This window comes from Planomonospora sp. ID82291 (assembly GCF_015711645.1).
GTDB lineage: Bacteria > Actinomycetota > Actinomycetes > Streptosporangiales > Streptosporangiaceae > Planomonospora.
On the sequence record NZ_JABTEX010000003.1, the window covers coordinates 690,510 to 704,941 of the forward strand.

Below are 14,432 nucleotides of genomic sequence, written 5' to 3' on the forward strand. Positions count from 1 at the left end.
ACAACATCAGTGTGGCGTAATTACTTCCCCCCTGCCAAACCGGAGGGCCGATCGTTGCCAATGCAATACATCACGCAGGCAAGGCTTACCTAACCTGCGGAAACACTCCGGGCCGACCGCCGCAGACCGGTGAAGGCGGCCAGGGCCGCGGCGGCGAACGCCGCCAGCACGACGGCCATCGGCAGCGCCGATCCGCCGCCGCCGATCCCCACCAGCGGGGCCGCGAGGCCGCCGAGCGCGAACTGCAGGACGCCCAGCAGCGCCGAGGCGCTCCCGGCGACCTGCTGGGGCTGGTCGGCCAGCGCCAGCGCCCCGGTGCCGGGCAGCACGAGGCCGGCGCCGCACATCATCACCAGCAGGCCCGCCACCAGCGCGCCGAGCGGCAGCCCGGCGACGGCCACGACGACCAGCGCCGCGCCTCCGGCCACGTACAGCAGCAGCCCGGCCGTGATCAGCCGCGCGGGCGCCGCCCGGCGCCCGGCGAGCCGCCCGCCGGCCTGGGCCGCGGCGGTCAGGGCGAGCGCGTTGAGCGCGAACACCAGCGAGTACGTCTGCGGCGAGGCCCCGTACACCTCCTGGATCACGAACGGGGAGCCGGAGATGTAGGCGAACAGGGCGCCGAACCCCAGGCCGCCGGCCAGTGCGCAGGCCAGGAAGGAGCGGTCGCGCAGCAGGTGGCCGAAGGTGACGAGGGTCTGCCGCAGCCCGCCGCGCTCCCGGTCGCCGGGCGGGAGCGTCTCGCGCACGCCGAGGAGCGCGGCGGCCAGCAGCGCCAGTCCCGTGACGCTCAGCACGGCGAAGATCCCGCGCCAGGAGGTGTGCGCGATCAGCTGCGCGCCGAGGATCGGGGCGAGGATCGGGGCGAGCCCGCTGACCAGCATGAGGGTGGCGAAGATGCGCGCGATGGCGGCGCCCTCGTACAGGTCGCGGACGACGGCGCGCACGATCACCAGCGCGGCGCCGCCCGCGATCCCCTGGAGCAGGCGGGAACCGATCAGCCCCTCGACCGACGGCGCGAAGGCGCACAGCAGCGAGGCCGCGGCGTAGGCGGTGATGCCGATCACCAGCGGCCTGCGCCGCCCGAACACGTCGCTGAGCGGGCCGGCCACGATCTGGCCGGCCGAGACGCCGATGAGGCAGGCGGTGAGGGTCAGCTGCACCTGCGCCTGTCCGGTCCCCAGCTCGGCGGTGATGGCGGGCAGCGCGGGCAGGTACATGTCGATGGAGAGCGGCCCGATCGCCGACAGGGCGCCCAGGACCAGCAGCAGGAGCAGCCCGCCGCGCCGCGCCGCCCCCGGGCGCGCGGCCTCCCCTCGCGTCTCCGGGCGTACGGACTCCTCCGGTGCGACGTCGGCCGCGGTCATCCTGTTCTCCGTCCCTCACAGGCCCCCACGGGCCACGGTGGGCCCACGGGGGCCGGGAGTCCCCAACGAGATCAGGTCATCCGATATTCCCCATATCGGATTTTTCGAAAAGCGGCCGCGTCACCCGGGCCGGTCGGGGGCGAGCAGCGCGAAGGGCGCGAACTCCGGGTCGGCCACCACGGCGGCGGGTCCCCGGGACGTGCTCACCCGCTCGGTGAGGACCGAACCGCCCAGCTCCCCGACCTTCGCCACCGCGGCGCCGAGGTCGGCGACCGCGAAATGGGTCAGCCAGTGCGGCGGCACGTCCGGCGGCGTCCGCGGGCCCATCGGCGCCATCCCGGCCACGGGCCGCCCGCCCGCCCGCCACTCGGTGCGCTCCGCGCCGCCCCGGCCGTCCTCCCGGGCCTCCCAGCCGAAGACCGCCGGGTAGAAGGCCTCCGCCGCCGCGGTGTCGCGGGTGACCAGCTCGCTCCAGGCGAACGCGCCCGGTTCGCCGACCAGTTCCGCGCCGTGCATCTCCTCCGCCTGCCAGGCCATGAAGAAGGCGCCCGAGAGGTCCCGGAAGGCGGCGGTCCAGCCGTGCTCGAAGACCCGCACGGGCTCCAGCACGACCCCGCCCCCCGCCGCGCGCACCTTCGCGGCCGTGGCGGCGACGTCGTCGACCGCCACGTGGACGTTCCAGACCGAGGGCGCGCCCTCGCCGAAACTCGGCGCCACTCCGGCCACCGCCCTGCCGCCGAGCGTGAACCGCCCGTAGCCGCCGGAGTCCGGGCGCGGGTCGACGGCCAGCTCCCAGCCGAAGAGCTCCCCGTAGAACCCCGCCGACAGGGTGACGTCGGTGCTCGACAGGTCGACCCAGCACGGGACGCCGGGCTGGTAGCCGCTCCGCTCGGACACTCCGACCCCCTGTCGGTCATGACTCGGACGCGCCCAGCCTGACATGCGCGTGAGGGGGCCCCGGCGGGCCGCCGGGGCACTTGGCGGGATCCGCCCGAAGCCTTTTACCGGGCGTGGACGGCCCGCCGTCCGCCCGGCCCGCGCCGCTCCGCGGGGAAGGGCGCGAGCGGGACCGCCCGGGACAGTCCCTAAACTCATGGCCATGGACTCCCCAGCCGTCGAGATCATCGATCTGGTCAAACGGTACGGCCGAACGACCGCGATCGACGGCCTGAGCCTGCGCGCCGCCCGCGGCGCGGTCACCGCCGTGCTCGGCCCCAACGGCGCGGGCAAGACCTCCACCGTCGAGATCTGCGAGGGCTTCCGGCGCCCGGACGGCGGCACGGTCAGCGTGCTCGGCCTCGACCCGGCCCGGCCGGAGCTGCGGGCCCGGGTCGGCGTGATGCTCCAGTCCGGGGGCGTGCCTCCGGCGATGCGCTGCGGCGAGTGGCTGCGGCTGGTGGCCCGCTTCTACGCCCACCCGCTCGACCCGGCGGCGCTGCTGGACCGGCTCGGGCTGGCCGAGCACGCCCGCACGCCGTACCGGAGGCTGTCGGGGGGCCAGCAGCAGCGCGTCTCGCTGGCCGCGGCCGTGATCGGCCGCCCGGAGCTGGTCTTCCTCGACGAGCCGACCGCCGGGCTGGACCCCCAGGCCCGCCACGCCTGCTGGGAGCTGGTCGCCGCCCTGCGGGCCGCGGGGGTGTCGGTGGTGCTCACCACCCACCACATGGACGAGGCCGAGAAGCTCTCCGACCACGTGGTGATCATCGATCACGGCCGCGTGGTGGCCGAGGGCACCCCCGCCTCGCTCACCGGCGCCGAGCGGCAGCTGCGCTTCCGCGCCCGGCCGGGGCTCGCCCTGGACGAACTGCTCACCGCGCTGCCCGCGGGCAGCGCGGCCAAGGAGTCCCCCGCGGGGCACTACATCATCGAAGGGCAGGTCGGCCCCGAGCTGCTGGCGACCGTGACGGCCTGGTGCGCCGCCGAGGGCGTCACCGCCGACGACCTCAGCATCGAGCGCCGCACCCTGGAGGACGTCTTCCTCGAACTGACCGGCCGGGAGCTGCGATGACCGTGAACACCCCCGCGCCGGGGCCGGACCTGACCCCGGCCGGCGCCGCCGCGCCGCTGCCCGCCATGGTGCTGGCCCAGGCGGGCGCGGAGATCCGGGCGACGCTGCGCAACGGCGAGCAGCTGCTGCTCACGATGATCATCCCGGTGCTGCTGCTCGTCGGCTTCTCCAGCGCGCCGCTGGTGGACGTCGGCGGCGGCTCCCGGGTGGACTTCACCACCCCCGGCGTGCTCGCGCTGGCCGTGATGTCCACCGCCTTCACCGGCCAGGCCATCGCCACCGGCTTCGAGCGCCGCTACGGCGTGCTCAAGCGGCTGGGCGCGACCCCGCTGTCGCGGACCGGGCTGCTGCTGGCCAAGACGCTCGCGGTGGTCGCGGTCGAGGCCGTGCAGGTCGCGGTCATCGCCGGGGTGGCGCTCGCGCTGGGCTGGCGGCCCGGCGGCTCCCCGCTCGCGGCGCTGGCGCTGATCGTGCTGGGCACCGCCGCGTTCAGCGGGCTCGGCCTGCTGATGGCCGGCACGCTGCGCGCGGAGGCGACGCTCGCCGGGGCCAACCTGGTCTACCTGCTCCTGCTCGGCTGCGGCGGAGTGATCTTCCCGCTCTCGGCCTTCCCCGACGCGGTGGAGCCGGTGCTGGAGCTGCTGCCCATCTCCGCGCTGGCCGGCGGGCTCCGCGCGGTCCTGTCCGGCGGCTCGGGCCTGCCCCTGGCCGGCGCGGCCGTCCTGGCGGCCTGGGCGGCCCTCACGCTGGGTCTCGCATCGCGGACGTTCCGCTGGGAGTAGGCACGGCCATTCCGCGGAGTCGGGCGAGGTCTTCTATCATCCCCCGGTGACCATCACCGGAACGCGGTCCGCGGCCGCTCCGGCGGCACGGCGCACGGGGCGGGTCCTCGGGCCGTACGCGGCCGTGGGGATCATCGCCGCGGCCGTCGCCGCCGTCGGCTCCTGGACGGCCTCCCTGTCGTCGGACGAACTGGCCACCCACAGCGCCGTCCGCCGGAGCGCGGCGGGCCTGTGGGAGCTGGCCCAGCACATCGACGGGCACTTCCTGCCCTACTACGCGTTCATGCACCTGTGGCTGGAATTCGGCCAGGCCGAGTGGTGGATGCGCCTGCCGTCGGCCCTCGCCACCGGCGCCGCCGCGGTGCTCGTGGCCGACCTGGGACGCCGGCTGCACTCCCTGCCCGCGGGGCTGCTCGCCGCCGCGGTCTACACGGCCCTGCCCTCGGTCTCCTACCAGGGGCAGAACGCCCGCTCCTACGCCTTCGCCGCGGCCGCGGCGGCGCTGGCCGCCTGGGCGCTGCACCGGGCGGTCGAGGAGCCGGGGCGCCGCCGCCGGTGGGCGGGATACGCCGCGGCCGTCGCGCTGCTCGGCTCCACCCAGGTGTTCGCGCTGCTCACGCTCTCGGCCCACCTGATCGTCGCGGTGCCGTACGGCAGGAGCGTCCTGGTCCGGGTGCTGCCGGCGATGGGCGCCGGCTGCGTTCCCGGCGCGGTGTGGCTGGCCGTCGGGTTCGCCGAGCGGCACGCCGTCAGCTGGATCCGGCTGCCCGAGCCCTCGGTCTTCCTGGCGCTGCCGAAGATGGTCGGCGGCACCCCGGCCGCCGGCTGGATCCTGACGGGGGTCGCCGCGCTCGCGCTGCTCCCCCGCGGGCGGCGCGCCCCCGGCAACTGGACGGCGGGCCTGGTGGGCTGGGCGCTGCTCCCGCCCGCCCTGCTGTTCGCCGTCTCCCACCTGGTCGCCCCGGTCTACGTCGACCGCTACCTGTTCGCGACCGTGCCCGCCTACGCGCTGCTGGCCGGGCTCGCGCTCGCCTCGCTGCCCCGGGCCGCCGCGCCGCTCGCCCTGGCGGGCCTCGTCGCGGGCGCCGTCCCCGGGCACCTGGGGCATCTGGACCTGCGTGGGCCGGACGGGCGCCAGGAGAACTTCCCCCGGGCGGTCCGGATCATCGAGCAGGGGGCGCGGCCCGGCGACGCGATCGTCTACGGGCGTTCCCGGATGCGGGAGGGGTTCCTCTACTACGGCGGGCGGCGGCTCCCCGACGACGTGCTGCTCGACGGGACCGGCCCCCTGCCGGACTCCTTCGGCTATCCGGAGCGGGACGACGTCGCCGCGGCGACCGAGGGGCGGCAGCGCGTGTGGGTCGTCTGGATCGGGGACACCGGGGCCGCCGCACGCGTCGAGAGGGTCGACGCGCTGACCGGGGCCGGGTTCGCCCGGGTCAAGGCCTGGCATGCCGGCCGGGTGCCCGGCATGACGGTGGCGCTGTACGTCCGGCGGTCGCCCTCCGGCGGCTGAGCGCGGCCGTCCGCCGACCCGTCCGCCGACCCGTCCGCCGGCCCGTCCGCCGGCCGGGACCGCGGAGACGGCGGGCGCCCCGGCGGGACCGGCGGGCCGGCGGAACCCCGGCACAGTAAGGTGCATGCAGCCGTAGAGCCCCTGAAGGAGTGCGATGACCGCCGAAGCCCTGCCGGGAGCAGCAGAGCCGTACCGTCCGGGCCGCGGGCCGGGCGCGCTGCTGCGGAGCGCCGCGGACGCCGTCCCGCCCTCCGGCCTGGTGCTGCTGGCCATCCTGTCGGTCCAGGTCGGCGCGGGGTTCGCCAAGGAGCTCTTCGCGCACCTGCCGCCCAGCGCCGTGGTGCTGCTGCGGATCGGGATGGGCGCGCTGGTCCTGTGCGTGGTGGCCCGCCCCCGGCTGCGCGGGCTGACCCGGGCCGACCTGGGGGTCGGCGTCGCGTTCGGCGCGGCGCTGGGCCTGATGAACATGACGTTCTACGAGGCGCTGGCCCGGCTGCCGATGGGGATCGCGGTGGCCATCGAGTTCCTCGGCCCGCTCGGCGTGGCGGTGGCCGCCTCGCGGCGCCGCCTGGACCTGCTCTGGGTCGCGCTGGCCGCCTCGGGCATCGCGCTGCTGGCGCCCTGGGGCCAGGCGTCCGGGCTGGACCTGGTCGGGGTCGGCTTCGCCCTGGCCGCCGGGGCCTGCTGGGCCGCCTACATCCTGCTCGCGGCCGCGGTGGGGCAGCGCTTCCCGGGCACCGGCGGGGTGTCCTTCGGCATGCTCGTCGCCTTCCTGCTGTCGGCCCCCCTCGGCATCGCCTCCGGCGGCGCCGACCTGCTCCAGCCGGAGCTGCTGCTGATCGGCCTGGGCGTCGGGCTGCTGTCGTCGGTCATCCCCTACTCGATCGAGCTGGAGGCGCTGCGCCGGATGCCCAAGCGGGTGTTCGGCATCCTGATGAGCCTGGAGCCGGCCATGGCCGCCCTGGTCGGCCTGCTCGTCCTGGGGGAGGTCCTCGACGCGCGCGAGTGGGCCGCCATCGGCTGCGTGGTCGCCGCCAGCGTGGGGGCCACCCGCGCCGCACGCTGACCGGGACGGGCCAGCGGCGGGACCACCGCGCCCGCCGCCTACCATGTGACCCGTGAACCAGCTCCTCGACCGGCCCGCCCGGCGCGCCGCGCACCCCTTCCTGAGCGTGTGGTCGCCCACGACCGCCACCATGCGCCTGTGGGCCCTGATCATGGTGGCCGTCAACGCGGGCATCACGGTGACGGGCGCGGTGGTGCGGGTGACCAAGTCGGGACTGGGCTGCCCCACCTGGCCGCAGTGCACCCCGGACAGCTTCGTCCCGGCCGCCCATGACGGGATCTCGCCGCTCAACACGGCGATCGAGTTCGGCAACCGGCTGCTGACCTTCCTGGTGCTGGTCGTGGCGGTGGCCTGCGTGATCGTCGCGCGCCGCCTGCCGGAGCGCCGGCGCGTCCTGGTCCGGCTGGCCTGGATCCAGCCGTTCGGCGTGGCCGTCCAGGCGTTCTGGGGCGGTGTGGTGGTGCACAGCGCGCTCAACCCGGTCACCGTGAACGTGCACTTCCTGTTCTCCGTCGGCATGACGGCCGCGGCCTGCGTGCTGTACGCCCGTGCCGGAGAGGGCGACGCCGCGCCGGAGCCGCTGGTCCACCCCGGCATCCGCACGCTCGGGGCCGTCCTGGTCGGCGCCGTGCTCGCGCTGATCCTGGCGGGCATGATCGTGACCGGCACCGGCCCGCACTCCGGGGACGACCTGGCCTCCCGGTTCCCCTTCGACATCGAGACCGTGGCCAGGATCCACGCCGACGCCGCCTACCTCGTGGTGGGCCTGACGTTCGCGCTGGCGTTCGCGCTGCACGTGACCGGCGCGCCCGGCCCGGCGCGGCGGGCGGCGCTGACGCTGCTGGCCGTGGAGCTGGCGCAGGGCGTCGTCGGCTACGTCCAGTACTTCCTGGCGGTGCCCGCGTTCCTGGTCGGCCTGCACGTGCTCGGCTCGACCCTGGTGTGGATCTGCACGCTGCGGGTGGTCTTCACGCTCCGCTCCCGGGGCCCGGCGGGCGTTCCCGCCGCCGGGGCGTCCGAGGCGGCCGCCCCGGACGCCGTCCGTGCGTGACCCCGCGGACGGTCCCGGACCCCGGCCCGGACCTCCGGCCGGGCGGCCGCGCCGTACGGTCCCCCGCGCCGTGTCCGCCTCCGTGTCCGCCCCCGTGTCCCTCCTCGCGTCCGTCCGGCGCTCCCGCGCGGCGCTGCGCCGCTGCTACCAGGCGGCGGTGGCGCTGAGCGTGCTGGCGGTCGCCCCGCTCACCTGGGCCTGGCTGACCAGCTCCGGCCACCGGGTGGTCGCCGACTCCTCCCCCGGCTGGACGGCCGAGGTGCCGCAGGCGCCCGTCGCGCTGGTGCTGGGCGCGGCCGTGCACGGCGGGCGCCCCTCCCCCATGCTGGCCCGACGGCTGGACGTCGCCGCCGAGCTGTACCGGGCGGGGCGGGTGCGCGCGCTGCTGCTCTCCGGTGACAACGGACGCCGCGGCTACGACGAGCCGACCGCGATGCGCGACCACCTGCTCGCCCGCGGGGTGCCCGGCCGGGCCCTGGTCCTCGACTACGCGGGCTTCGACACCTGGGACTCCTGCGTGCGCGCCCGCGACGTGTTCGGCGCCACCCGGCTGACCGTGGTCACCCAGGTCTTCCACCTGCCCCGGGCCGTCGCGCTGTGCCGCGCGGCGGGCCTGGAGGCCTCCGGCGTCGGCGACGACTCGGCCCGGCGGTGGGCCTCGACCACCTACGCCTACGCGGTCCGCGAGTTCGGGGCGGCGGCGAAGGGGTTCCTGGACGCGGTGGTGCTGCGCTCGGATCCGGTCTTCCCCGGCCCCCGGGAGACCACCCTGGACGCCGCGCTGCGCGCGCGGGGCTGACCGGCTACGGGGCCCGTCCGCCGGGCGGGCGGCTCCAGGGGGCCGCCCCGTTCTCCTGCCCTCCGGCCGGGACCGCCGCCGCGGGGAAGCTGCGGCGGGCCTCGGCCATGCACTGCAGCAGCGCGTACTGCTCCTCGTCGAAGGTCCGCTCGCCGATCGTCCGGTGCGCGGCCCGCTCGTGGAGCAGGCCGAGCTCGGTGGCGGCGAGCTGGTAGTCGGTCATCGCCCGCAGCCCGGCGCGCCCGCCGTTCGTCCTGGCCCAGTGCCGGGCCTGGCGGCGGCCGGGCAGCGAGGAGAGCATGTAGACGTCCTGCGGGCCCACCAGCCCGGTCGCCTGGTAGGCGGGCAGGTAGGTCTGGATCAGGCCGACGATGCGCCTGCGGTCGCGGACCACCACGCCGATGAGCACCAGCAGCACGGTCATCAGCAGCAGGTAGGCGCCGGCCAGCCCGGTGAACCCGGCGTAGAGCGTGAAGCCGTTCCAGATGCCGTGCAGCAGCATCGCGCCGACCCAGCCCGCCGCGATGACGCCCACCTGCCCCGGGCGGTGGCGCTGGGCGGCGTAGGCCACCGCGATGCCGATCATCGAGGTGAACAGCGGGTGCGCGAACGGCGAGAGCACGCCGCGCAGCACGGCGGTCACCGCCAGGCCCTGCGCGCCGGTGTCGCCGAGGGCGCTGACGTAGTAGCTGACGTTCTCGCTCATGGCGAAGCCGAGGCCGACCATGCTGGCGTAGATGACGCCGTCGGTGGGCCCGTCCAGCTCCGCCCGCCGGAACCTGAGCAGGCCCAGCAGCACCAGGCCCTTCATCGTCTCCTCGACCAGCGGGGCGCCGAACGTCGCGGCGAGGTTGCGCGCCTCGGTCTGCTCGAGCATCGCGGACTGCCAGAGGTAGAGCAGGTTCAGGGAGTTGACCACGCCCGCCACCAGGACGGCCACGCCCGCTCCCCAGCCGAAGGCGAAGACCAGGTTGCCGCGCGGCTCGGGTTCCATCCGGTCCAGCGCGAGCACCGCGGCCAGCAGCACCGGGACCGGGGCCAGCGCCAGCGCCAGCGCGATGAGGAAGTGCACCGGGTCGCCGTGGCGCAGGTCGAAGGAGAACGACACCAGCGCGCACAGCCCGGTCGCGACGAGCCCGGCGATCAGCCCGACGGACGGGCGGTCCTTGAACACCCATCGGGGATCGCGGCTCGCCATGGGGCAACGGTAACCGATCGGCCGGAGGCTGTCCCCCGGCCACCCGTCCACCTGCGGTCATGCCGGTGCAGGCCGCCGGCCGGGGCGCTGCCGGACACCGCCGGCTCAGACGAGCATCGAGTCGATCGCGACGGCGAGGAAGAGCAGCGCCAGGTAGGCGTTGGACCAGTGGAAGAAGCGCATCGGCCGCAGGTCCACCCCGGTCTTGCCCGCGTTGACCCGGCCCAGCAGGCTGTGCACCTCCCACAGGCAGGCGGCGCCGAGCACGGCGGCCACCGCCGGGTAGAGCGGGGTGGTGCCCGCCAGCGGCCACAGCAGCAGCGAGCAGAGCACGGTCGCCCAGGTGTAGACGATGCTCTCCAGCACCACGCGGCGCTCGGTGGCGACCACCGGGAGCATCGGGACCTTCGCCGCGGCGTAGTCCTCCTTGTAGCGCATGGCCAGGGTCCAGGTGTGCGGGGGCGTCCAGAAGAACACCACGCCGAACAGCACCACGGGGGCCCAGTCCAGGCGGCCGGTGACCCCGGCCCAGCCGATCAGCACCGGCATGCAGCCGGCGATGCCGCCCCACACCACGTTCTGGGCGGTGCGCCGCTTGAGGACCATCGAGTAGACGAGGACGTAGAAGAGGTTCGCGGCGAGCGAGAGCCCGGCGGCGAGCCAGTTCACCGTCAGCCCGAGGCCGAGGGTCGACACGGCGCCGAGGACGAGGCCGAAGACCAGCGCGTTGCCGGGCGGCACCTGGTCGCGCGCCAGGGGGCGGCGGCGGGTGCGGCGCATCGCGGCGTCGATGTCGCGGTCGATGTAGCAGTTCAGCGCGTTGGCGCTGCCCGCCGAGAGGGTGCCGAACACCAGCGTGTTGACGGCGGTCCAGAGCGGCGGCAGGCCCTTGGCGGCCAGGAACATCACCGGCAGCGTGGTGATCAGCAGCAGCTCGATGATCCGCGGCTTGGTCAGCGCGACGTAGGCCTTGACCACGTCGCCGAGCGAGCGCGGCGCGTCGTCCGGCGCCGCGCCCTCCTGGAGCGGGGCCGTCGGTTGCTTGTCGGTCAGCACCATCTAGGGCGCTTCCAGCACGTGCGGGGTCAACTGCTCAACCTCGTGATCGACGACGCGGATCCGTGAATGCGGGCACCAGCCAGCGTGTGGACTCACTGTAGTTGCAGCGGGGGGCGGTCCCGGCACGGGGGTGCGAAGGCCTCCGGCGAGTCCCCCGTGCGGCCCGCGCCGGGGCCCCGGCGAGGCCCCCGCTCCGGCCCGCAGTGGGACGCCTCTCACTGGGTAGGTCATCGGTGCTGCTCACAACTCCCGTGACCGCGCTCCGGCTGGGCCTACGCCACGGTAGCAAGGTCGAACCGTTAGGGTCCGTTGTGGGCGGGAAATGCCAACCGGCGCCACCGATACGACTAGATCCGGAGATCGAGCACTTGAGCAGCGAACTCGTGCCAGCCCTCGAATGGACCGACCTGGACCGCCGTGCGGTCGACGTCGTCCGGGCCCTGGCGATGGACGCGGTAGAGAAGGCGGGGTCGGGCCACCCCGGCACCGCGATGAGCCTGGCCCCCGCCGCATACCTGCTTTTCCAGCACGTGATGCGACACGACCCCTCCGACCCGGCCTGGGCCGGCCGGGACCGTTTCGTGCTGTCCTGCGGCCACTCCAGCCTGACCCTGTACATCCAGCTCTACCTGTCGGGCTACGGCCTCACCCTGCACGACCTGGAGATGCTGCGCCAGTGGGAGAGCCTGACCCCGGGCCACCCCGAGCACGGCCACACCGCCGGCGTGGAGACCACCACCGGCCCGCTCGGCCAGGGCATCGGCAACGCGGTCGGCATGGCGATGGCCGCCCGCCGCGAGCGCGGCCTGTTCGACCCGGACACCGCGCCGGGCGCCTCGCCGTTCGACCACATGGTCTGGTGCATCGCCTCCGAGGGCGACATCGAGGAGGGCATCAGCCACGAGGTCAGCGCCCTGGCCGGCCACCAGAAGCTGGGCAACCTGGTCGTCGTCTTCGACAGCAACCACATCTCCATCGAGGACGACACCCAGATCGCGCTGAGCGAGGACGTCCTGGCCCGCTACGAGGCCTACGGCTGGCACGTGCAGACCGTCGACTGGACCCGGACGGGCGACTACGTCGAGGACGTCCAGGAGCTGTACGACGCGCTGGAGGCGGCCCGCGCCGTCACCGACAAGCCGTCCTTCATCCGGCTGCGGACCGTCATCGGCTGGCCCTCGCCCGGCAAGCAGAACACCGGCAAGATCCACGGCGCGGCGCTCGGCGAGGAGGAGGTCGCCGCGACCAAGAAGGCCATGGGCATGGACCCGGCCACGTCCTTCGACGTCCCGGCCGAGGTGCTGGAGCACGCCCGCCGCGTCGTCCAGCGCGGCCGCGCCGCGCGCGCCGAGTGGGACAAGGCCTACGCCTCCTGGCGGGAGTCCGCCCCCGAGCGCGCCGAGCTGTTCGACCGGGTCTCCCGGCGGGAGCTCCCCGACGGCTGGCACAAGGCGCTGCCGGCCTTCGAGGCCGGCTCCTCGGTGGCCACCCGCAAGGCCTCCGGCGAGGTGCTCAGCGCGCTCGCTCCGGTCCTGCCCGAGCTGTGGGGCGGCTCGGCCGACCTGGCCGAGTCCAACAACACCACGATGAAGGGCGAGCCGTCCTTCATCCCCGAGGAGCACCAGACCAAGGCCTTCCCGGGCGGCCCCTACGGCCGGACGCTGCACTTCGGCATCCGCGAGCACGGCATGGGCGCGATCCTCAACGGCATCGCGCTGCACGGCGGCACCCGCCCCTACGGCGGCACGTTCCTGGTCTTCAGCGACTACATGCGCCCGGCCGTACGGCTGGCGGCGCTGATGAAGCTGCCGGTCACCTACGTGTGGACGCACGACTCCATCGGCCTGGGCGAGGACGGCCCGACCCACCAGCCGGTCGAGCACCTGTGGTCGCTGCGCGCGATCCCGGGCCTGGACGTGGTCCGCCCGGCGGACGCCAACGAGACCGCCGCCGCGTGGCGGGCCGTGCTGGAGCACACCGACCGCCCGGCCGCGCTGGCGCTGACCCGGCAGAACCTGCCGGTCTACGAGGGCACCGCCGACCCCGGCAAGGTCGCCAAGGGCGGTTACGTCCTGCAGGACGCCTCCGACGGCCAGCCCCGGGTGATCCTGATCGCCACCGGCTCGGAGGTCGAGCTGGCCGTCGAGGCGCGCACGGCCCTGGAGGCCGAGGGCGTGCCGACGCGGGTCGTGTCGATGCCGTGCGTCGAGTGGTTCCAGGCCCAGGACGCCGCCTACCGGCAGACCGTGCTGCCGCCCGCGGTGCGCGCGCGCGTCGCCGTGGAGGCGGGCATCGCGCTGGGCTGGCGGGAGTTCGTCGGAGACGACGGAGTGGTGGTGAGCCTGGAGCACTTCGGCGCGTCGGCCCCCTACCGCACCCTCTTCCAGCAGTTCGGCCTCACCGCCGAGCGCGTGGTGGCCGCAGCGAAGGGAAGCCTCGCGAAGACCGGGGCCGACAAGGGCGAGACGACGGGAAACTGATCATGAGCGAGATCCTGAAGAGCCTCTCCGGCCACGGTGTTTCCATCTGGCTGGACGACATCAGCCGCGAGCGCCTGCGCAGCGGCGACCTTCAGTCCCTCATCCGGGACAAGGGCGTGGTCGGCGTCACCTCCAACCCGACCATCTTCGCCTCGGCGCTGAGCAAGGGCGACGCCTACGCCACCCAGCTGCACGACCTGGCCGTGCGCGGGGTGGAGGTGGAGGAGGCGGTGCGCGCCATCACCACCTACGACATCCGCTGGGCCGCCGACGTGCTGCGCCCGGTCTACGACGCCACCGGCGGCGTGGACGGCCGGGTCTCCATCGAGGTGGACCCGCGCCTGGCCCGGAGCACCGACAAGACGATCGCCGAGGCGCGCGCGCTGTGGTGGATGGTCGACCGGCCCAACCTGTTCATCAAGATCCCGGCGACGGTCGAGGGCCTGCCCGCGATCGCCCAGGCCATCGGGGAGGGCATCAGCGTCAACGTCACGCTGATCTTCTCCCTGGAGCGCTACCGCGCCGTGATGGACGCCTGGCTGACCGGTCTGGAGCAGGCCAAGGCCGCCGGCCTCGACCTGGCCGGCATCGAGTCCGTGGCCTCCTTCTTCGTCAGCCGCGTCGACACCGAGATCGACAAGCGCCTGCAGGCGACCGGCGCCCCCGAGGCCGAGGCGCTCAAGGGCAAGGCCGCGATCGCCAACGCCCGCCTGGCCTTCGCCGCCTTCGAGGAGGTCATGAACTCCCCGCGCTGGCAGGCGCTGCAGGCCGCCGGGGCGCGTCCCCAGCGTCCGCTGTGGGCCTCCACCGGCACCAAGGACCCGAGCTACCCCGACACCCTCTACGTCGACGAGCTGGTCACCGCCGGGACGGTCAACACCCTGCCGGAGAAGACCCTCGACGCCGCCGCCGACCACGGCCGGATCACCGGCGACACGATCCGCCCCTTCTACGAGCAGGCCTGGAACACCATGGCCGCGCTCAAGGAGGCCGGGATCGACTACGACGACGTCGTGCGGACGCTGGAGGACGAGGGCGTGGAGAAGTTCGAGGCCTCCTGGAACGAGCTCCTGGCCACCGTCACCGCCGAACTGCGGAAGGCGTGAGTC

At 74.7% G+C, this 14,432-nt stretch carries 12 protein-coding genes; 8 read left to right on the forward strand and 4 right to left on the reverse strand.

Annotation, left to right across the window (positions count from 1 at the left end):
* Positions 1-89: 89 nt before the first annotated feature.
* Positions 90-1,364: a multidrug effflux MFS transporter gene (locus HS045_RS22345; protein ID WP_196453376.1), complete on the reverse strand. Its 1,275-nt coding sequence runs from the start codon at positions 1,362-1,364 to the stop codon at positions 90-92.
* 120 nt (positions 1,365-1,484) lie between these two features.
* On the reverse strand, positions 1,485-2,261 hold the full coding sequence (locus HS045_RS22350) for a VOC family protein (RefSeq protein WP_196453377.1): 777 nt from the start codon (positions 2,259-2,261) through the stop codon (positions 1,485-1,487).
* Positions 2,262-2,463: 202 nt separating this feature from the next.
* Between HS045_RS22350 and HS045_RS22355 the strand changes: the two genes are divergently transcribed.
* The 6 genes from HS045_RS22355 to HS045_RS22380 all read left to right on the forward strand — a co-directional run bounded on the left by HS045_RS22355 (position 2,464) and on the right by HS045_RS22380 (position 8,586).
* Positions 2,464-3,372, forward strand: a complete 909-nt coding sequence (locus HS045_RS22355) for an ABC transporter ATP-binding protein (RefSeq protein WP_196453378.1) — start codon at positions 2,464-2,466, stop codon at positions 3,370-3,372.
* On the forward strand, positions 3,369-4,154 hold the full coding sequence (locus tag HS045_RS22360; protein ID WP_196453379.1) for an ABC transporter permease: 786 nt from the start codon (positions 3,369-3,371) through the stop codon (positions 4,152-4,154). Before HS045_RS22355 ends, HS045_RS22360 begins: the two co-directional genes overlap by 4 nt.
* A 46-nt stretch (positions 4,155-4,200) precedes the next feature.
* Positions 4,201-5,670: a glycosyltransferase family 39 protein gene (locus tag HS045_RS22365; RefSeq protein ID WP_307827649.1), complete on the forward strand. Its 1,470-nt coding sequence runs from the start codon at positions 4,201-4,203 to the stop codon at positions 5,668-5,670.
* A 154-nt stretch (positions 5,671-5,824) separates the two neighbouring features.
* On the forward strand, positions 5,825-6,736 hold the full coding sequence (locus HS045_RS22370; protein ID WP_196453380.1) for a DMT family transporter: 912 nt from the start codon (positions 5,825-5,827) through the stop codon (positions 6,734-6,736).
* A 52-nt stretch (positions 6,737-6,788) separates the two neighbouring features.
* A complete protein-coding gene (locus tag HS045_RS22375; RefSeq protein WP_307827650.1) occupies positions 6,789-7,787 on the forward strand; it encodes a COX15/CtaA family protein in 999 nt (332 codons plus the stop codon).
* A 70-nt stretch (positions 7,788-7,857) separates the two neighbouring features.
* Positions 7,858-8,586, forward strand: a complete 729-nt coding sequence (locus HS045_RS22380; RefSeq protein WP_307827651.1) for an ElyC/SanA/YdcF family protein — start codon at positions 7,858-7,860, stop codon at positions 8,584-8,586.
* A gap of 4 nt (positions 8,587-8,590) precedes the next feature.
* Here the strand turns inward: HS045_RS22380 and HS045_RS22385 are convergent, their stop codons facing one another.
* Both HS045_RS22385 and HS045_RS22390 read right to left on the reverse strand, forming a co-directional pair.
* Positions 8,591-9,784, reverse strand: a complete 1,194-nt coding sequence (locus HS045_RS22385; protein ID WP_196453381.1) for a PrsW family intramembrane metalloprotease — start codon at positions 9,782-9,784, stop codon at positions 8,591-8,593.
* A 105-nt stretch (positions 9,785-9,889) separates the two neighbouring features.
* Positions 9,890-10,843, reverse strand: coding sequence for a heme o synthase (locus HS045_RS22390; protein WP_196453382.1), 954 nt, complete (start codon positions 10,841-10,843; stop codon positions 9,890-9,892).
* Between the two features lie 446 nt (positions 10,844-11,289).
* Here HS045_RS22390 and tkt point away from each other — a divergent pair, with 446 nt between their 5' ends.
* Positions 11,290-13,323 carry a transketolase gene (gene tkt, locus HS045_RS22395; protein ID WP_230884713.1) on the forward strand — a complete coding sequence of 678 codons (2,034 nt, stop codon included), beginning with the start codon at positions 11,290-11,292 and terminating at the stop codon, positions 13,321-13,323.
* Between the two features lie 2 nt (positions 13,324-13,325).
* Positions 13,326-14,429 carry a transaldolase gene (gene tal, locus HS045_RS22400; protein WP_196453384.1) on the forward strand — a complete coding sequence of 368 codons (1,104 nt, stop codon included), beginning with the start codon at positions 13,326-13,328 and terminating at the stop codon, positions 14,427-14,429.
* Positions 14,430-14,432 lie beyond the last annotated feature (3 nt).